Below are 19,468 nucleotides of genomic sequence, written 5' to 3'. Positions count from 1 at the left end.
ACGCCCGAATGAGCAAAAGCTCCTGTGGATTCAAGAGGCAAGCGAAGGCGTGTGTGATTCATGAAATTTCCGGGCTTAAGTGCCTCTGATGGCATACGCAAAAAACGGCGCCCCGGTCGAGGCCGGGGCACGCCACAGGAAGGGCAATGATAATAACATATTGATCGGGGAGGGCGCATCCCCGTCCGGTGGCGGACTTTAAACTCGCAACGCTCGCTTGAGCACGATGGTCACACGGGGTTGATCACGATGCGGACCATGCTTGACCGTCGGCACGCCCGAAATCCGATCCACTATTTCCATACCCTCGACCACGCGCCCGAACACGGTATAACCGAAGTCGCTCTCGCTATGATCGAGGGAATGATTATCCACGACGTTGACGAAGAACTGAGAGGTCGCGCTGTCAGCCTCCTTGAGGCGAGCCATGGCCACAGTACCTCGCTCGTTCTTCAAGCCGTTATCGGCCTCGTTGCGGATCGGCTCGTGGGTCTCCTTACGCGTCTTATCCGTATTGTAGCCGCCGCCTTGCACGACGAAGTCCCGAATGATGCGGTGGAAAGTGGTATTGTGATAAAATTCCTCGTCAACGTAGCGTAAAAAGTTCTCGACACTGATCGGCGCCCGATCCGGGTACAACTCGATGGTGAACTCACCAACCGATGTCACCACCTGGACACGCGGCCTGTCTTCTCCGGAGGTCGCCTCCGGCGCCGCCATGGACGCCAACGTCAAAAAACTCAGCACATTCCGCATCTGTTCCTAACTCCCCCCGCTCGCGCGGTTGCCTGCCCTTGTATTAATTAATGTAACGGCTTTTACCCGGATTGCGGCAATACCCTGCAGGCTCAAGCCCGTAATGCGGCCATGCGCTCCCGGTTCGGCCGCTCCACTGCACCCCGTTCTGTAACCAGCACATCCACCAACTCGGCTGGTGTGATATCAAACACCGGGTTCCATGCAGTCACGCCGGCCGGGGCCAGCAGTTGGCCGCCAAACGCCAGCACCTCGTCGGGGTCTCGTTGCTCGACCCGTATTGCATCGCCATCGACTGTAGCGAAGTCCAATGTGGAGCCGGGTGCGACCACCATAAACCCGATACCCTGCGCTTTGGCGGCCAACGCCAGTCCGTAGGTGCCGATTTTGTTGGCCACATCACCGTTAGCGGCGACCCGGTCGGCGCCGACCACCACCCAACGCACAGACTCCAGGCGCAACAGCGCCGCGGCGGCGGCATCGACGAGCAGTCGTACCGGGATACCCTCTTGCTGCAGCTCCCAGGCGGTCAGCCGGGCACCTTGCAACCAGGGCCGCGTCTCATCAACGTACACGCACGATACACGCCCGGCCGCATAGGCGGCCCGGATGACGCCCAGCGCAGTACCGTAACCGCCGGTTGCCAACGAGCCGGTATTGCAATGGGTCAATACCGCGCCCTTGACGGTGAAATAGCCCATACCCAGTTGGCCCATATAATGGTTTGCGCGCACGTCTTCAGCATGGACACGGCACGCCTCAGCCGCCATAGTCTCGGCATCCGCCCCGTTCGCCAGCTTAGCGCGCATGCGCTGCAGCGCCCAATGCAGATTGGCCGCTGTGGGTCGAGCCTGCGCCAAATACTGCAGTTCGGCTTCCCGCTTGGCAGGATCAGCATGCTGACGAACGGCCAGCGCGGCCCCATAGGCTGCGGCAATACCGATCGCCGGTGCACCGCGGACGATCATCGTTTGGATGGCATCCGCCACATCCGCGGCGCTGGCGCACTCCTTATATTGGATCTCATGAGGCAAACGGCGCTGGTCCAAGAGCACCAACGTCTCTCCGGTCCAGTGCAGCGCGCGAACCGTGTCATGCTCCATAGTATGGACTATTCGATCGTGCTTAACCTGGGCGGAAGATTGTCGCACACTATCTTCCGCTTATGGGCCAGTTGGCCGAACGCAGAGATTACATCATGGAGCAAGCGGATACGATCATAAACACCCGCTGGTTGGTTCCGGTGGAACCGAGCGGTGCGGTCCTGGACCATCACGCCTTGATCATCCGTGCCGGTCGAATTGCGCAGATCCTGCCTCAAACCGAGGCGAAGCAACGCTATCAGGCACCTTGCATACGCGAGCTAGGAAATCATGTGCTCATTCCGGGACTAGTGAACGCGCACACGCATGCCGCCATGGCCTTGCTGCGGGGGTTGGCCGACGACCTACCGCTGTTGAGCTGGCTCAAGGAGCATATTTGGCCGGCCGAGCAGATCCATGTCAGCGCCGAATTCGTGCAACAAGGTAGCGAACTGGCGGTGGCCGAGATGCTGCTCGGCGGCATCACCTGCTTTAACGACATGTATTTCTTCCCCGAGGCAACAGCCCGAATCGCGGCGCAAGCGGGCATGCGGGCAGTAGTGGGCATGATCGTGATCGACCTACCAAGCGTTTACGCAGCCTCAGCCGACGAATATCTGAGCCGAGGGCTTGCACTGCACGACACCCTACGTAACCATCCGCTGGTGACCACCGCTCTTGCCCCCCATGCGCCCTACACCGTTTCCGAACGTAACCTGGAGCGCATTCGCATCCTAGCCGATGAACTCGACGTCCCCGTACACATTCACCTCCATGAAACCGCACATGAGATTGCGCAGAGCATTGAACGGCATGGTGTTCGACCGCTGGCGCGGCTGGATGCAATCGGTCTGCTCTCACCAAGCCTAATTGCTGTTCACATGACCCAGCTCGAAGCGATCGAAATGGATCGGCTGGCCGAAACCGGCACCCACATCGTGCATTGCCCTGAGTCCAACCTCAAACTCGCAAGCGGCTTCGCGCCGGTACCGGCGCTGCTCGAGCGTGGCATCAACGTTGCTCTCGGTACTGATGGAGCAGCCAGCAACAATGATTTGGACATGTTCGGCGAAATGCGCATGGCGGCGTTGCTCGCCAAAGGCGTGGCCGGCGACGCAACGGCACTGCCCGCTCACCACGCGCTGCATATGGCAACACTGGCAGGCGCCCAAGCACTGGGGCTCGCCGACCGGATCGGCTCTTTAGTGCCTGGCAAATACGCCGACCTGGTAGCGATCGATCTCGGCTGCCTAAGCAGCGCGCCGGTCTACAATCCGATCTCGCAACTCGTCTATGCCGTCGATCGATCCCAGGTAAGCGATGTTTGGGTGGCGGGTCGCGAGGCGGTCACGAACGGGCGACTCACGAGCTTGGATCCGACGGCAATACTCAGCCAATGCCAATACTGGCATGATAAGATACAGGCCTGATGGGTTCCCGTGCGCCAACGCCAAGTGGGCGCGGCAACGGGTCAGCCCAAGTTTCTCCACAAAAAAATTACGGTGCCTTGTTCGAACCGGTGTGGGCCTGGGTTGTATGTACCGTGACCACCCGGCACCGGCCGAGATGGCCGTGCGGGGATCCGCAGACGCCCCGTTTGCGCGGCCTCCCGCGTGGCTTCATAGTGAGGCGGAAGGTTGCTAGAAGTGCCCCCGAATATCGACCCCCTAGAGCTTGCCAAATTTGATCGTATCGCCAGCCGATGGTGGGATCCTGAGGGCGAATTCAAGCCCTTACATCAGATCAATCCCCTGCGTCTTGCGTACGTCGAGCAATGCCTCGGAGGTCTCGCCAATCGGCGCATTGTCGACGTAGGCTGCGGCGGCGGCCTGCTGAGCGAAGCCATGGCACGGCGCGGCGCCAGGGTGCTCGGCATCGACCTGGCCGAACGGAGCCTGGCCGTGGCAAGGCTCCATGCCGCGGAGGCGCACACCGCAGTCGATTATCAACTGACCAGCGTGGAGGAGCTCGCGCAAAGCCGTCCCCATGAATTCGACGCGGTTACCTGTATGGAACTGCTTGAGCACGTGCCGGATCCGGCGATGTCGATCAGCGCCTGTGCACGCCTGCTCCGCCCCGGTGGCGTAGCCATTTTCTCGACTATCAACCGCAACCCAAAAGCCTATTTGTTAGCGATCATCGGGGCTGAATACGTGCTGCGGCTGCTGCCTTGCGGCACCCACGATTACCGCCAATTCATCCGCCCCTCCGAGCTGGGGGCGTGGGCCCGTGCCCAAGGCCTTTTGTTACAGGATCTGCGTGGCCTCGGGTACAACCCGATCACGCGCCGTTATGCGCTCAGCCACGATGTGTCGGTCAACTACCTGGCACATTTTACGCTCGAACAATAGGTCCGCCGAGGTATAGGAAACACACGCGCCAAGGGTCCGCTCAGCGGATTCCAAGAGAATGAAAGACAAACGGGGTTGTTAGCGGGATATTCGGATGACTAAGACCAGAGATGACACCGCTGCCAAAGGGTGGCAGCGCTACTTTTGCGAACCAGGCCCGCCGCAACGATTACCGTTGCCGCGCTGCATAAACCGGCTGAGGTGCGCGGGATGATTCATTCTGCCGCAGGTGGCGCCTCGTCACGCCTTGCCAAGGCGGTTTTGTTGGACTTGGACGGCACGCTCCTTGACACGGCACCCGATCTAATCGGCAGCCTCAACGACCTGCGCCGCGAGCACGGCCTGACCACCCTGGCGCCGGAGCCACTCCGCCCGATAGTCGCACAGGGGGGAGCCGCGATGATTCGCCACGGCTTTGCGCTCAGTCGCGATGAACCGGGTTTCGCATCGTTGCTGCAACGCTACCTCGACATCTACCGGGCGCGACTCAGCTGCCAGACCCGTCCCTTCCCCGGTATCGACGAGCTGCTAGCCGAGATCGAGGCCCGCAACCTGCGCTGGGGGATCGTAACCAATAAGCCGAGCTGGCTCACTCGACCGCTGCTGAAACAACTTGGCTACCTTCGGCGTGCCGCCTGTGTGGTTACCGGCGATTGTCGAGCGTTGCACAAACCCAATCCCCACCCCATCTTCACCGCCTGCCGACAGTTGGCTCTGACGCCACCGGAGTGTGTGATGGTGGGTGATGCACCGCAGGACATTGCGGCCGCGCGGCGCGCCGGCACCCCAGCCTTGGCGGCGCTGTTCGGCTATCTCGAGCCCAATGCTCAAGTAGCCGATTGGGGCGCCGACGGGCTCATCGAGCATCCCCTGGAGATCCTGTCCTGGTTGGCCCCCGCGCTGGGTCCGTCGAGCCAGTCGAGCCCGCCGGGCATCCAAACGACCCTATGAGCGTCATCAGACGGCTAGCAGCACCGAATTCGGCCGCGCTGGGCGGGTCGGTTATCTCAGGCTGAGTACCGCTCGTGGAAGCCGCGCATTGCACCCAAATCCCGGAGCAGCACACCCGCTCCTGCGGAGTAGCGAACACACCGTGAACGCCGTCGAATTCTGCCGCGACAAAGCCGCCCCCCGGGGATCGAGCCTGCATTATGCGTTGCTGTTTACGGAAGCGGACAAACGCGCGGCGCTGCTTGCCTTGCACGCCTTCCACGCCGAAGTGACTGAAATCGTGGTGGAGTGCCACGACCACCAGGTGGCTGCGGCCAAGCTCGCCTGGTGGCGGGAGGAACTCGCGCGCATCTTCGAGGGCTGCGGCAGCCACCCCATCAGCCAAGCCTTGCATGCACCGGTGCAGCGCTATCGACTGGATCGGCACTACTTCGAGCAGATTCTCGAAGGTACGCAAATGGACTTGGAGTACAATCTCTATCCGAGCTTTCGCGAGCTCTCGCTTTACTGCCATCGACTCGGCTGCTCCATCGCCAGTCTGTCGGTGCAGGTCTGCGGCTACCGCGACCGCCGAGCCTTCGACTTCGCCCACGATTTGGGCACCGCGCTGCAATTGACTCGTTTTCTACGCAACGTCCGCCGCTATGCAGCGGCTGGGCGGTGCTACATCCCGGAGGCGGAAATCCGCAACGCCGGTGTCGAGTGGAGCGATTTGCAACGCTCGACGACCAGCGAGCCGGTGCGCCGCTTGTTCACCGAGCAAGCCGATCGCGCGCGCCGTTTTTATGCCCAAGCCTCGCAGCGGCTGCCGCCGACGGAGCGCTGGTCACAGCGCCCCGGTCTTGTACTGGGCGAACTGTACCGATCGTTGCTCGAAGTGATGACGAACGATCACTTTCCGCTATTGGAGCGACGTTATCACCTGACCCCATTGCACAAACTCTGGCTGGCGTGGCGCACGGCACGCGCGCAGCCGCGAGCGCGCATACCAAGCTGAGGAGATCGAGCAATGCCCGAAACCATGACCGAGGAAATCCCGGTCGATTACCGCCCTACCGCCAACGCCTTGGCCAACCAGCGAGTGCTCATTACCGGCGCCGGCGCCGGAATCGGGCGTGCAACCGCCTTGGCGGCGGCACAAGCCGGGGCCACAGTGATTCTACTCGATCGGCACATTCCACCCTTGGAGCGCGTTTACGATGAGATCGAGACAGCCGGCGGCCCCCAGCCAGCCATTTACCCCATGGATTTGCTCGGCGCGAAGCCCCAAGACTATACGGAACTCGCCCAACGGCTGAATGACAGCCTAGCCGGCCTCGATGCGCTGATCCACAATGCCGCCGAACTGGGCCGACCCTGTCCGATCGCCCACTACGACATCGAGACTTGGTTCCGAACCCTGCATATCAACCTCAATGCACCCTTTTTACTCACCCGAGCCTGTCTGCCGCTGCTCGAGCGCGCCTCACACAGCCGCGTGATTTTCATCAGCGACCTGGCCGGACGCATCGGCAAGCCTTACGCCGGCGCCTACGGCGTCGCCAAATCCGGACTCGAGGGTTTGATGCGAACGCTCGCCGCCGAACTACCAGACGACTCGCCGGTGCGCTGCGTAAGCTACGACCCGGGTGCGACCCGCACGGCGCTGCGCGCGCTCGCCTACCCGGCTGAGAATCCGGCGGAGTTGCGCTCACCAGACGGGGCGGCCCGCGGACTGATCTACCTACTCGATCCTAGACGCCCGGCCCGCCAGGGTGGGATGTTCACCCTGGCGATAGACAAATGCCGCACTGGCTGAGAAGCCAAAATTTGACATAAATCACATAATGTTGTGCTTTTAATCCACTACAGTGACTCTCCAGTTACAAAAAACTCACCAGTGAGCGCTATGGATGCAACCAATACGCTGCAACAGATCATCGACTCCACGAATCGCATTGCCGCTCTCAAGACTCAGGAGACCGATCGACTGCTCGCCTTATTCAAACGGTATTCGCTCACAACCGGGCAGGCCGTCTACGATTGGTCATCGCAATGCGGGCTCTACCGGATCGGCGTCGAGCATATCTTCATTCCACGGACTCGCTCCCCAGCGGATGTGCTCGCCTATATCGCGGCCAGTCGCCACGACGGTATCTACCTGCTGCGGGAATTCGAGCCGGCACTGAGCAAACCCTCGATTCAGAGCCGCTTGTGCAGTTTGTGCGATATCGACGATGGAATACGGCGCTTGGTGCTGCTGATCGGTGCGTATTCGCACTTACCGGCGGCTCTGCAGAGCCGGATCACGACCGTCCGCCATAATGTGCGCGAGCCTCATGTGCTCGCAGCGACAGCACCTCAAACAAGCGCCGACCCAGCACTGGGCACGCCTACAATAGCCGCCCGCCGCAGCACGGTGTCACTCGCGCGGCGCCCATACCTAATCGCCTCCACGGGAGAACAGCCTGGGCCGTAAAAATGGGTGGCGGACTCGTTACTCGTTTTTCAGCGCCTCGCTCAGGCGGCGGGTACAAGCCTGCTGCTTCGGCCAAGCGGGATCCAGATCGACGGCCCGGCACAAGCGGACTATCTCAGCCGGGCCCAACTTCCTGATTTGTCCCTGACGCAGCCCGGGCGGCAGCCGCACTGGGCCGTAGCGTAACCGGATCAATCGACTCACGCGCACCCCCTGCGACTCCCAAAGCCGTCGAACTTCTCGGCGACGCCCCTCGGCCAGGCTTACCCGATACCAGCCGTTGGCTGCTTGCGCTTCGCAGAGCACTTCGATGCGATCAAAGGCGCCACGGCCATCCTCAAGCTCCACACCTTGTTGCAAACGGGTAATCATCTCGGCGGTGACTTCACCGTAGACCCGAACAGCGTATTCGCGCACCAGGCGAAAGGATGGATGCATCAAACGGTTGGCGAGTTCCCCATCGGTGGTGAACAGCAGCAAACCACAGGTATTGATATCCAGTCGGCCCACCGCGATCCAGCGCCCTTTTTTGATTCTCGGCAGATGCTGAAAAACGGTCGGACGTCCGGCGGGATCCGAACGCGTGGTCACCACGCCGACCGGCTTGTGATAAAGCAACATACGTGGCAACCCACTTAAGCTCCGCCGCCGCAGCGGCCGCCCATCTACCGTAATCTGCATCCGCGGTGCCACACGCTCACCGAGTCGGGCGATTCGACCGTTGACCCGGATGCGGCCGTCCCGAATCCAATGCTCCATCTGCCGGCGCGAACCCATGCCAGCCCGGGCCAGGACCTTTTGCAGTTTTTCCGTCTCGCTCATCCCGCCACCCACACCGTATCGTCCCCATCGGACTGGGCGAGACACAGTTCGAGTTCCGGCTGAGCCTCGCTCCAGTCCTTGAGCTCGCTCAGTGCAGGCAGTTCCTCCAGGCTTTTGAGGTTGAAGTAATCGAGGAAAGCCCGGGTAGTGCCGAACAGGGCCGGTCGCCCCGGCAACGGCCGATGGCCTGCGACATGGATCCAGCCACGCTCCTGCAGCGTTCGCATAATCGAGGTGCTCAGGGCAACGCCTCGGATCTCCTCGATTTCACCACGTGTGATCGGTTGCCGGTAAGCAATGATCGCGAGTGTTTCCAGCAGAGCGCGGGAATAGCGCCCCGGCCGCGCCGCCCAAAGTTGCGCCACCCAAGGCGCCAACTCCGCGCGCACCTGGATCCGATAGCCGCTGGCGACCTCTTTGAGTTCGATGCCACGGTGCTGGTAGTCCTCAGCCAGCGCAACCAAGGCTCCGCGCACGACCGCCGTCCCCGGTTGTCGGTCTTGCGGAAACAGCCTCTGCAGACGTTCCACCGACAGCGGCTCACCGGCCGCTAATAAAGCGGCTTCGATGATGTATTTCAGCTCTGACTCCATTATGGCTTAATCATCCCTTATCGATTGCCCAGAGCTCGGCGGCCCCTGCCCTGCGTGCGCAACCGCACGCAGGTAGATCGGTGCAAACGCCTCGGTCTGGCGCAGCTCGATCAACCGCCCCCGGTAAAGCTCTAGCACCGCCAGGAACGTGACGGTAAGACCTAAACGCCCCTCGTTGGCGGAAAACAGCTCCGCAAACGCGCTGAAGCGCTCGCTATCCACCCGGTTCAGTATATCGACCATACGCTGGCGTACTGAAAGTGCCTCGCGTTGCACCGCGTGATGGGTAAAGTGCTTCGCCCGAGCCATTACATCCGCCAACGCCAAGAACAACTCGCCCAGGCTCACCGTCGGTTCGGCTCGTTCAATACGTGGTAACGACGGAGCTGGGACATGCCCCGGAAAGACATCCCGCGCAACTCGGGGCTGCTCATCGAGGGCCTGCGCCGCCTCCTTGAACTGCTCGTACTCCTGGAGCCGGCGCGCCAACTCGACCCGCGGATCGGCTTCTTCGGGCTCCTGCACGGCTGGCTGTGGCAGTAGCATGCGTGACTTGATATGCGCCAAAACCGCCGCCATGACCAGGTACTCGGCCGCAAGCTCCAGTCGCAGATCCTGCATCAGTTCGACGTAACGCATGTATTGCCGAGTAATCTCGGCAATCGGGATATCGAGAACATCGAGGTTCTGCCGACGGATCAAATAAAGCAACAGATCAAGCGGCCCCTCGAAGGCCTCCAGGATGACCTCCAAGGCATCCGGCGGAATATAGAGATCGTGCGGAAACTTGGTCAGCGGCTCGCCTCTGATCTTGGCGGTCGCGGCTATGGATTGAGCATCCGCGTGCTCTGGGTAGGCCGCCGCCGGGGCTGCATCCACTTCGCGTGCCATCACCGATAATCCAGGCCGACAGCAGCCCGCACCTCCTGCATCGTCTCTCGAGCCACCCTACGGGCCTTCTCGCAACCATCCGCGACAATGCGGCGTACGGCTTGCGGATCGGCTTCGAACGCGCGGGCTCGCTCATGAATGGGCGCCAGTTCCGCCTGCACGGCATCGATGATCGGCTGTTTACACTCCAGACAGCCAATGCCGGCGGAACGGCAGCCGGCGAGCACCCACTCCTGCGTCTTTTGCTCGGAGTAAAGCCGGTGGAAGTCCCAAACCGGGCATTTGGTAGGCTCGCCCGGATCGGTGCGTCGCACCCGAGCGGGGTCCGTAGGCATGGTTCGGATCTTTTGCTCCACAGCTTGCGGCTCGTCTCGCAGCGAAATCGTATTGCCGTAGGATTTGGACATCTTGCGCCCGTCCAGCCCTGGCATACGCGAGGCGGGTGTCAGCAGCGCCCTCGGCTCCGGCAAAATAGTGCGTCCTGTGCCTTCCAGGTAACCCAGTAGACGCTCGCGCTCACCCAGCGTAATGTTCTGCTGGCTCTCGATCAACGCCCGCGCCTCACCCAACGCCTCGTGGTCACCCTGTTGCTGGTATTTACGGCGCAGCTCGGTGTAGAGCCGGGCATTTTTCTTGCCCATCCGCTTGACTGCGGCGGTGGCCTTGTCCGCAAAATCGGGCTCACGGCCGAACAAGTAATTGAAACGCCGAGCGAGTTCGCGCGTGAGCTCCACATGCGAGACCTGATCTTCTCCGACCGGCACGGCGCTCGCCTGATAGATGAGAATATCGGCGCTCTGCAGTACCGGATAGCCCAAGAAGCCGTAAGTGAGCAGATCCTTGTCACGCAAATTCTTTTGCTGGTCCTTGTAGGTAGGCACCCGCTCCAGCCAGCCGAGCGGGGCGATCATAGACAACAACACGTGCAACTCGGCGTGTTCGATAACCCGCGACTGGATGAAGATTTTTGCCAAACTCGGGTTGACGCCACAGGCCAACCAGTCGATCACCAAATCCCAAATGTTCTCACCGATGATTTCGCGCTCATCGTAGGCTGTGGTCAACGCATGCCAATCCGCGACGAAAAAGAAACACTCATGTTCCTGCTGTAACTGCACCCAATTTTTTAGAACACCGTGGTAATGGCCTAAATGCAACCGGCCGGTAGGCCGCATCCCGGAAAGAACGCGAGCCTGGCGCGGGTCGTGTATGCTCAACATCACCTCCTAGAGTTGATTTCGCTCAACGGAAACGAACCGTATGATAGCCTGGCACAACAGGCGACGCAGCCGCCTGTTGTGCCAGGCTGCCGTTATGCTTCGAATACCGCGGCATTCCCCACACCACGCCGTATCACCGCCGGTGTCTCGCCGGTGAGATCGATTACCGTGCTCAACTCCAACCCGCCGGCGCCGCCATCGATGATCAGATCCAGCTGCGCACCAATACGCTCGCGTATCAGCTCCGGATCAGTCAATGGCAGATCCTCATGGGGCAACAGCAGGGTAGTGGTCATCAAGGGTGCGCCGAGTTCGGCACAAATAGCATTCGCTACTGCACTGTCCGGGACGCGGATGCCAATGGTCTTGCGCTTCGGGTGTTGGAGTCGCCGCGGCACCTCGCCGGTGGCGGGAAGGACGAAGGTATACGGTCCCGGAGTATGAGCCTTGAGCAAACGAAAGGCATTATTACCGACCTTGGCGTAGGTGCCGATATCCGATAAATCCCGGCAGGCCAAGGTAAAATTATGCCGCTCGTGCAGCTTGCGCAAGCGCCGAATTCGTTCTACGGCCTCCCTCTCCCCCATGCAGCAGCCCAGCGCATAGGCGGTATCGGTGGGGTAGGCGATCACCCCACCGCGCTGCAGAATCTCGGCGGTTCGACGAATCAGGCGCGGCTGGGGGGTCATCGGATGGATCACGAAAAACTGGCACATGGGGGGTACCCTCTGCTGGATGCCTGCGGGCGGCACGTAGCTACATTGTAACGACTCGTCCTGGCTGCGTCAGGGACGGTGGGTTGTGGTAGGCTAGCCAGCAGTGTCTATCCAGCATGGAGGCCCTCGATTAATGCACTATGCCATCCTCAGCGAGGACGTCGCGAATAGCCAACCATTACGGGCCAAGGCCCGCGGTGCCCATTTGCAGCGCCTGGAACAGCTGCAAGCCGAGGGGCGTCTGCTGCTGGCCGGTCCGCACCCGGCCGTCGATAGCGAAGACCCCGGGCCGGCCGGTTTTTCCGGTAGCCTGGTGATTGCCGAATTCGCATCGCTGGAGGCGGCGCAGGCCTGGGCCGGTGCCGATCCTTACGTCGAGGCAGGTGTCTATCAACGGGTGATCGTCAAACCATTCAAGCGGGTACTGCCATGACCGAATCGCGGGTTGTAATGATCGAGCAGCGGCTGCGCGCAGCGCTGCAGGTTGAAACCGTAACGGTGCGTGATGACAGCCGATTGCACGCCGGGCACGCCGGGGCCAAGGACGGCGGCGGCCATTACCGGGTATTGATAGTTAGCCCGGATTTCACCGGTCGGAGCACGCTCCAACGTCACCGCATGGTATACGAGGCAATGGGCGAGGCGATGCGCGCCGATACCATTCACGCCTTAAGCATTCAAGCGCTGAGCCCGCAGGAGCACCAGCAACAGGATAAGGGCTAAGCGCAGACTGCAACGCCACCTAACGCCACCTATCGCATTGCGGCGTATGATGTCCGAGACACTCGCGGGGTTGAAAGTTTACCGGACGCCGCCCCCGAACCGCCAGGCACGAGGATCGGTGCCGACCAACATCGTGGATTTTAGACCCGCAAGACTCGATTTAAGCCGAGCCTCATGTGCAGTCCGATTCCTATTTATCCACGATCAACTGCCGAAAACCGCTCTCGTCCAATAAGGTAATGCCGAGTTGCACCGCCTTATCCCGTTTCGAACCCGGGGCCTCGCCAACGATCATGTAGTCGGTGTTCTTGGACACATGGCCGGTGACTCGGCCGCCGAGGGCCTCGATACGCTCCTGCGCTTCTTCTCGGGTGTAACCTTTGAGCGTGCCTGTCAGAACGAAAACCCGGCCGGCTAGCGGTGTGCTTTGGTTCGCACCGTCCGGTACCGACCAGTGGAGCCCACTGCGGCGCAAAGCATCGATAACTTCGCGATTGTGCGGTTGGGCAAAAAAATGGGTAATACGCTGCGCCAGCACAGGGCCGATGTCGGGGAGTCGGGTGAGCGCCTCCTCGGTGGCTCGCTCCAGTGGATCAAGGTCGCCGTAATGCTCCGCCAGCCGCTTAGCCGTAACCTCACCCACCTCGGGTATCCCCAAAGCATAGAGGAAACGCGCCAGAGTCGTCGCGCGTGAGGCGTCAATCGCTCGCAGCAAATTACCTGCGGAGCGCTCCCCCATTCGCTCCAGTTCTACCAACTGGGCTCGCTCGAGCGAATAAAGATCAGCCACCGTAGCAACCAGTCCACGACCGACCAACTGCTCCACCAGCTTCTCACCCAGGCCGTCGATGTCCATGGCCCGGCGTGAGGCGAAATGCAAAATGGCACCCGTACGCTGCGCCGCGCAGTAGAGACCGCCGAGACAGCGATGGGCCGCCTGATGCTCTAGACGCATGACTTCTGCGGAACAGACTGGGCATTTCAGCGGCATACGCCAGGGTTGAGCGCCTTGCGGGCGCTTCTCAGGCTGCACGCCGATGATCTCCGGGATCACATCGCCGGCCCGGCGCAGCATGACGGTATCGCCGATTCGCACGTCCTTGCGCCGAACCTCGTCCTCGTTATGCAAGGTCGCATGACGGACGATCACGCCGCCGAGTGGCACCGGCTCCAGTCGGGCAACCGGTGTAATGACGCCCGTACGGCCGACGGAGGGCTCGATATCGAGCACGACGCTGAGGCCCTCGCGCGCGGGAAGTTTATAGGCCACGGCCCAACGCGGTGCCCGGGCGGTAAAGCCCAAGCGCTGCTGACTGCTCAAATCGTCTACTTTGTAGACCGTGCCGTCGATCTCGAATGGCAATGTTTCACGCTGTGCCATCAAACGGCGATAATAGGCGAGGCATTCCTCTACCCCGCTCACCACCTGGACTCGTTCATAGACGGGGAACCCCCAGCCGTGCAGCCGCTCCAGAATCTGGGACTGTCGACCCGCGATCACCTCTCTAGACTCTCCGATGCCGAAGGCAAAGAAAGTCAAGGGTCGGCGGGCGGTGACCCTAGGGTCAAGCTGACGCAGGCTACCAGCGGCCGCGTTGCGGGGATTGGCGAAAAGGCGCTCGCCCGCTTCGAGGCGAAGCGTATTGAGGTGCTTGAAGTCGGCTTTGCGGATGACGATCTCGCCTCGCACCTCGATCAGCTCAGGCCAGCCCTTGCCGCGCAAGCGCAACGGTATCGTACGCAGCGTGCGAATATTGGCGGTGATGTCCTCCCCGACCTGCCCGTCTCCCCGCGTACCGCCCTGGACCAGCCGCCCCTGCTCATAGCGCAGGTTAACGGACAGCCCGTCCAGCTTGGGCTCGGCCATATAGGCGATGCGGTTTATACCCAACCGTTCTCGAATCCGGCGATCGAACTCACCCAGCTCTCCCGCATCGAAAGCGTTGTCCAATGAAAGCATGGGAACCCCGTGCCGAGCCTCCCCGAAGGCCTCTACCGGCTTCGCACCCACGCGCTGCGTCGGGGAATCCGGGGAAACCAAGTCCGGGTGATCCGCCTCGAGCGCCTGCAACTCACGCATCAGCACATCGTAGTCGGCATCCGAGACTTGTGGGTCATCGAGCACAAAATAGCGGTAATTATGCTGCTCGATTTGATCACGCAACGCGGCGACCCGCCGCTCGACCGCTGCCCGCTCGACGCGCACCATGGCTAGCACGGCCTCCGCGTTCTCACAGTGGGGGCGCTGACACACACGCAGACCACCCGGGTTTGACGGATCAAATCGGCCATACGGTTGGGCGAGCGATTAACGGGCTTGCCGCGCAGCCAAATGCGCCCGGCGTCGATATTCGATTAGATCCTCGCGGATGTGCTCAATGGCCTGTTGGGTGAGATCGCAATGGCGCCTATCGAGCAGTTGCCCCCCAACCCGCTCAGCCACCGTGCGGGCCGTGGTGAGCATCTGCTCGAACGTGACAAGCCCATCGTAGGGCCCGGGCAAGCGCATGAAAAAAACGACTCCAGGCGTATCAAAGTTCGCGATCTGCTCCAGATCGAACCATCCCGGCTCAAGGATGTTCGCAGCGCTGAATAGCACACAAGGGCTGCTGTGCGTGTTCAGCAGCCGCGTATCCAGCAAGCGATGGAAGATCCGATGCGCGCCGTAGTGCATACCCGCCGCTTCCATCGCGTGCACCAGCTCCGGCCCCGCAAACCGACCATCCTCCGGCAGGGCAACCAGGTTGATTACGACAAGTTTCTCTTCGCCTGAATTCCTTGCTTTGTTCTCCGGCTCGTGAGCGGGCTCAGGCTGCAAGTTTTTCCCTCGACCACCAAGCAACGATGCCAGCCGCCCTTCGTGGCGCTCGGATCGGTGGCTGCTCGGTTGTGGCGGTGCGCTCGATTCGTCATCGGCCCGACTCGCCCCCACTCCATTGTGATCATCCGCCGCAGCAACCGGTTCCGAACGGTAGGGCTCGCCCAGCTCCTCTTGATGTTCACTAATCAAGCTATCCAATTCGCTGAGCGTACCCTCTATATCCTCACTCGAGAGCGCCTCATCGGCGAAGGGTTCCAATTTCGCACGCCGCCGCCAGGGTGGACCTTCATCGCGCCATTCCTGGACTCGACCATAGCCGTACACCAACACGATGACCAGCAGACCCAGAATCAATAGCAGCCAGCGAAGCTCTTCCATGCCTATATCCTGATAGCTATAACTATCTGCGTACCTCCCATGAGGTCTCACAGACTGCACTCGACGCACACGAAGCTCAACCCCCCACGATTCAAACCGCGGCCAGTTCGACCGCCTGCGCCAGATCCACCGCCACCAATCGCGATACTCCAGGCTCGTTCATGGTGATACCGAGCAAGTGGCTGGCCACCTGCATGGTGGTCTTATTATGGGTAATCATGATGAACTGTACCCGGGCGCTTTGCTCCCTGAGCAAGTCGCAGAAGCGGCCCACATTGGCCTCATCGAGCGGCGCATCCACCTCATCGAGCATACAAAATGGTGCTGGATTCAGCTCAAACAAGGCAAAAATCAGGGAAACCGCGGTCAGCGCCTTCTCGCCACTCGACAGTAAGTGGAGGCTGGTGATTTTCTTGCCTGGCGGCCGGGCCATGATCGTAATGGCCGCCTCCAACAGATCCTCGCCAGTGAGCTCGAGGTGGGCCTGCCCGCCGCCGAAAAGCCGCGGAAACAACGCTCTCAGCCGTTGGTCGACTTGCTCGAAGGTCTCCTTGAAGCGCCGTCGTGTTTCCTGATCGATATGGCGAATGGCGTCCTCCAGAGTCTTCAAAGCTACAGTGAGATCGGCATGCTGCCCCTCGATATAGGCTTTGCGCTCTTCCAAGTCCCGACATTCATCGATCGCCGCCAGGTTGACAGGTTCGAGCCGAGCGATCTGCTCCTGCAAGCGGCTCAGTTCCTGGGCACAAGCAGCCTCGTTCAACTCTGGATTCAACTTGGCCACCACCGACTCAGGTTCATAGCCGAGCTCGTCGAGCTGCTCCACTTGGGCTTGCGCCCGGATTTTCAGCTCCTGCTCACGCAAGCGAACCGATTCCAACACGTGACGCAGCTCCACCGCTCGCTGAGCGGCCTGGCTGCGCTGTGGTTCGAGCTCGCGTAGACGCCGCCCGGATTCGTCGAGTTCTCGACGCGCCTGGCGCAGCTCCTCTTCTACTGTGCGCTGCCGCGCCAATAAACGCTCACGCTCGCTTTCGAGCTCGGCTTCGGGAGCATCCAACTGCGCCAGCACCGCCTCAAGCTCGGCATCCCGGGTCAGTAGTCGTTCACGACGGGTCTGCAAACGCGTGAAGGATTCCTCCAGTGCAGCTTGTGCGGTAGCGACGCTTTGCTCCTGTAAGGTGAGCTCATGAAGGCGTGCCTGGAGTTCGTTGCACCGGTTTTGTGCCGTTGCAAGCTGTGCTTGTAGACGTTGCTGTTCCTCGTTATGCAGCGCCCGCTCGCGCTCGAGAGTCTCGCCGCGCTCCAAGGCCTCTTGCAGGCGCGCCTGGGCAGTGCGAATAACCTCGACCGTATCCTGCCTCGTCGCGGCAATCTCCGTTTGCTCCTGAGCGATGACCGAGCGCCGCTGACGAATTTGGTCGCGACGGTGCAAGAGACTCTCCGCGCGAGTGCGATCGCTTGCGAGATCCCGTTGCCGCCTCGCCAGCTCCTCCCGCAGCGCCTCGAATGTCGACTCCGCGCCGGCCAACTCTGAGCGCAAGCGGCCCTGCTCGGACTGTAGGGCCGCCAGACGCTTCTGCCAGAGAGCAACCCCGGAGCGCAGCGCTTCGAGCTCCCGCCCACGGGCAATGACGCCAGCCGCCGGATTGTTGGTTCCGGGCAGACGAACCCAGCGCCGGCCCAACCAAACCCCCTCTGGCGTAACGACCGACTCATGGGTACCGAGGCCAGCCGCCAGCGTGCAAGCCGAGTCCAGATCATCGACGCAATAGACGTGGCCGAGCAAATCGTCCAAAGCCCAGGGCGCATTCACTTTATCGCGCAGGGTCGAAGCGAGTGCGAGCGATGGGTCGGTAAATGCCTCGTCAGCGCCCGGCGTGAACAGCATCACCGTGCCCGCGGAGGGTGGTCTTAGAGCTTCGCCGGGCGTACACGTTCGCTCGGTCACGATCGCTTGCAGCGCCGAGCCCAGCACCGTCTCCACGGCATGTTCCCAGCCGGGCTCCACATCGACCCACTGTGACAGCCGGCGCTCGCCATCGAGCGCTAGATTCTCGAGCCAGGTCCTGAGCGTTTCGTCCTCACCCAAAGCGGCTTGTTGGATCGTCTCAAGCGAGGTGAGTCGAGCCTGGTCGCGATGCAGTGCCTCACGGACTTCATCCAACTCATCGGTCAGCTGCGTTATCCGCTCGCGCAACTCGCCGAGAGCGGCTTGTTGTCTTTGGTGCCGTTGCTCCAGCTCAGCGAGCTCTTCGAGCAGCGACCGCTCACGCTCGCTGAGCTGCGCGAGTTCCGCCTCGGGATCATCCCGAATCAGTTGATCGGTTTCCTCTTGCAGACGCCGAGCGCGGCGCGTGAGTTCATGGGAGCGCTGCTCTAGCTGCTCGATGCGGGCCCGTTCGACTTGAACGATCCGCACCGACTGCGCGACCTCTTCACTGAAACGATCCCAACGTTGGCGCCATTTTTCAAGCTGATCTCGCCATGAGCCGGCCGCCTCCCGCGCGGCGATTTCGGCCACCGCTGCTTCATTGACGGCCGGCACCAGCTCTTGCTGCTGCGCTTGCAGCTTCGCGAGCTTACCCTGGTCCTGATCGAAGTTACGCTCGATCTCGAGCAGCGCCTCGCGGTTGCGTTCCAGCTCTTGCCGGCTCGCCTCACCCAGCTCGCGGCGGTGGTCTATCTGTTGCTCGACCCGCGAGATCTCACTGCCGGCCGTGTAGTATTGCGCCTGTAATTCATTGACACGGCCATTGCATTCAGCATAACAAGCACGGGAGTCTTCGACTTCGTGCTCCAACGCGCTTTGCCGGGCGAGCTGTGCCTCAAGATCGCCTTCGTGGGCCGAACGCTCGCAGCGCACGCGCTGTTGTTCGCTATCCAAGGTCTGTAGTTTGAGCACATGGAGCTGGGCTTGGCGTTCGCGTTGCTCGACCTTCAGCGCCCGGTAGCGCGTGGCCGCCCGCGCTTGGCGCGTGAGCTTGTCGAGCTGACGGCCAAGCTCACTGCGGATATCGTTCAAACGCCCGAGGTTCTCCAAAGTATCGAGCATCCGACGCTCGGTCTCCTTGCGTCGTTCCCGATAGAATGAGATGCCGGCCGCCTCCTCTAAGTGGGCTCGCAGTTCATCCGGGCGCGCATCGATAATCCGTGCGATCATACTTTGTTCGATGAGGGAATAGCTGCGCGGCCCGAGACCGGTACCGAGAAAGACATCCGTGATGTCCCGACGCCGGCAGCGCGCGCCATTGAAATAATAGTTCGACTGGCCCTCACGATTGACCTGGCGGCGGACTGAAATCTCATTGTAAGCCGAATACTTACTGTCGGCGGCGGCATCCGTGTTGTCAAAGATGAGTTCAATGGAAGCCATGCTCACCGGCTTGCGTGCATCAGAGCCATTGAATATGACATCCGCCATGGACTCACCGCGCAGGTATCTCGGCGAACTCTCGCCCATCACCCAACGCACCGCGTCGATGATATTGGATTTACCGCAGCCGTTGGGACCCACGACCCCCACGATGCTACCGGGCAGGGAGACGGTCGTTGGCTCGACGAAGGATTTGAAACCGGCTAATTTGATTTTGTTTAGACGCATCGTATTCCATTGCTTTGTTTGCAAAGGCGCCGGATGGGCCGCGGTCCATTGAGAGGCCAGGCCTCAACGCTCTCTCCCACTTGCAGCGTCGTAAGTAAAGGA

At 61.2% G+C, this 19,468-nt stretch carries 18 protein-coding genes; 8 read left to right on the top strand and 10 right to left on the bottom strand.

The window, feature by feature from the left end; genetic code table 11:
• Nucleotides 1-198: 198 nt before the first annotated feature.
• Nucleotides 199-756, bottom strand: a complete 558-nt coding sequence (locus NB231_RS15285; protein ID WP_005004605.1) for a peptidylprolyl isomerase — start codon at nt 754-756, stop codon at nt 199-201.
• Between the two features lie 92 nt (nt 757-848).
• Entirely contained in the window at nt 849-1,859 is a 1,011-nt protein-coding gene (gene mtnA / locus NB231_RS15280; protein ID WP_005004604.1) for an S-methyl-5-thioribose-1-phosphate isomerase, read from the bottom strand.
• 95 nt (nt 1,860-1,954) lie between these two features.
• Between mtnA and NB231_RS15275 the strand changes: the two genes are divergently transcribed.
• The 6 genes from NB231_RS15275 to NB231_RS15250 all read left to right on the top strand — a co-directional run bounded on the left by NB231_RS15275 (nt 1,955) and on the right by NB231_RS15250 (nt 7,598).
• Entirely contained in the window at nt 1,955-3,268 is a 1,314-nt protein-coding gene (locus tag NB231_RS15275; RefSeq protein WP_040664312.1) for a TRZ/ATZ family hydrolase, read from the top strand.
• 216 nt (nt 3,269-3,484) lie between these two features.
• On the top strand, nt 3,485-4,189 hold the full coding sequence (gene ubiG / locus NB231_RS15270; protein WP_005004601.1) for a bifunctional 2-polyprenyl-6-hydroxyphenol methylase/3-demethylubiquinol 3-O-methyltransferase UbiG: 705 nt from the start codon (nt 3,485-3,487) through the stop codon (nt 4,187-4,189).
• Nucleotides 4,190-4,399: 210 nt separating this feature from the next.
• Nucleotides 4,400-5,140: an HAD family hydrolase gene (locus NB231_RS15265; protein ID WP_156777047.1), complete on the top strand. Its 741-nt coding sequence runs from the start codon at nt 4,400-4,402 to the stop codon at nt 5,138-5,140.
• 142 nt (nt 5,141-5,282) lie between these two features.
• Entirely contained in the window at nt 5,283-6,137 is an 855-nt protein-coding gene (locus NB231_RS15260) for a squalene/phytoene synthase family protein (protein ID WP_005004598.1), read from the top strand.
• Nucleotides 6,138-6,149: 12 nt separating this feature from the next.
• The gene (locus NB231_RS15255; protein ID WP_005004596.1) at nt 6,150-6,938 is read left to right on the top strand and encodes an SDR family NAD(P)-dependent oxidoreductase; all 789 of its coding nucleotides are present in this window, start codon (nt 6,150-6,152) and stop codon (nt 6,936-6,938) included.
• 90 nt (nt 6,939-7,028) lie between these two features.
• Nucleotides 7,029-7,598, top strand: a complete 570-nt coding sequence (locus NB231_RS15250) for a hypothetical protein (RefSeq protein WP_005004594.1) — start codon at nt 7,029-7,031, stop codon at nt 7,596-7,598.
• An 18-nt stretch (nt 7,599-7,616) separates the two neighbouring features.
• Here NB231_RS15250 and rluB read toward each other — a convergent pair whose 3' ends face one another.
• The 5 genes from rluB to NB231_RS15225 form a co-directional block, all read right to left on the bottom strand.
• Nucleotides 7,617-8,420 carry a 23S rRNA pseudouridine(2605) synthase RluB gene (rluB, locus tag NB231_RS15245; protein WP_005004592.1) on the bottom strand — a complete coding sequence of 268 codons (804 nt, stop codon included), beginning with the start codon at nt 8,418-8,420 and terminating at the stop codon, nt 7,617-7,619.
• The gene (gene scpB / locus NB231_RS15240) at nt 8,417-9,013 is read right to left on the bottom strand and encodes an SMC-Scp complex subunit ScpB (RefSeq protein ID WP_005004589.1); all 597 of its coding nucleotides are present in this window, start codon (nt 9,011-9,013) and stop codon (nt 8,417-8,419) included. Before scpB ends, rluB begins: the two co-directional genes overlap by 4 nt.
• 6 nt (nt 9,014-9,019) lie before the next feature.
• A complete protein-coding gene (locus tag NB231_RS15235; RefSeq protein WP_005004587.1) occupies nt 9,020-9,904 on the bottom strand; it encodes a segregation and condensation protein A in 885 nt (294 codons plus the stop codon).
• Nucleotides 9,904-11,124: a tryptophan--tRNA ligase gene (locus NB231_RS15230; RefSeq protein ID WP_005004585.1), complete on the bottom strand. Its 1,221-nt coding sequence runs from the start codon at nt 11,122-11,124 to the stop codon at nt 9,904-9,906. The genes NB231_RS15235 and NB231_RS15230 overlap by 1 nt, the downstream gene beginning before the upstream one ends.
• Nucleotides 11,125-11,216: 92 nt before the next feature.
• Complete coding sequence (locus NB231_RS15225; RefSeq protein ID WP_005004583.1) at nt 11,217-11,840, bottom strand: L-threonylcarbamoyladenylate synthase; 624 nt, start codon at nt 11,838-11,840, stop codon at nt 11,217-11,219.
• 133 nt (nt 11,841-11,973) lie between these two features.
• Here NB231_RS15225 and NB231_RS15220 point away from each other — a divergent pair, with 133 nt between their 5' ends.
• The gene (locus NB231_RS15220; RefSeq protein WP_005004581.1) at nt 11,974-12,273 is read left to right on the top strand and encodes a YciI family protein; all 300 of its coding nucleotides are present in this window, start codon (nt 11,974-11,976) and stop codon (nt 12,271-12,273) included.
• Nucleotides 12,270-12,563 (top strand): BolA family protein, encoded by a 294-nt coding sequence (locus tag NB231_RS15215; RefSeq protein ID WP_005004580.1) that lies wholly within the window; start codon nt 12,270-12,272, stop codon nt 12,561-12,563. Before NB231_RS15220 ends, NB231_RS15215 begins: the two co-directional genes overlap by 4 nt.
• 190 nt (nt 12,564-12,753) lie before the next feature.
• Here NB231_RS15215 and ligA read toward each other — a convergent pair whose 3' ends face one another.
• From ligA to smc, 3 genes are all read right to left on the bottom strand, one after another.
• On the bottom strand, nt 12,754-14,772 hold the full coding sequence (gene ligA / locus NB231_RS15210) for an NAD-dependent DNA ligase LigA (protein ID WP_005004578.1): 2,019 nt from the start codon (nt 14,770-14,772) through the stop codon (nt 12,754-12,756).
• A 99-nt stretch (nt 14,773-14,871) separates the two neighbouring features.
• Complete coding sequence (gene zipA / locus NB231_RS15205) at nt 14,872-15,762, bottom strand: cell division protein ZipA (RefSeq protein ID WP_005004575.1); 891 nt, start codon at nt 15,760-15,762, stop codon at nt 14,872-14,874.
• Nucleotides 15,763-15,853: 91 nt separating this feature from the next.
• The gene (gene smc / locus NB231_RS15200) at nt 15,854-19,366 is read right to left on the bottom strand and encodes a chromosome segregation protein SMC (protein ID WP_005004573.1); all 3,513 of its coding nucleotides are present in this window, start codon (nt 19,364-19,366) and stop codon (nt 15,854-15,856) included.
• Between the last annotated feature and the right edge of the window lie 102 nt (nt 19,367-19,468).

Source organism: Nitrococcus mobilis Nb-231 (genome assembly GCF_000153205.1).
Classification (GTDB): Bacteria; Pseudomonadota; Gammaproteobacteria; order Nitrococcales; family Nitrococcaceae; genus Nitrococcus; species Nitrococcus mobilis.
The sequence above is the reverse complement of the archived record's forward strand: the minus strand, read 5'-3'. Positions and strand labels throughout refer to the sequence as shown.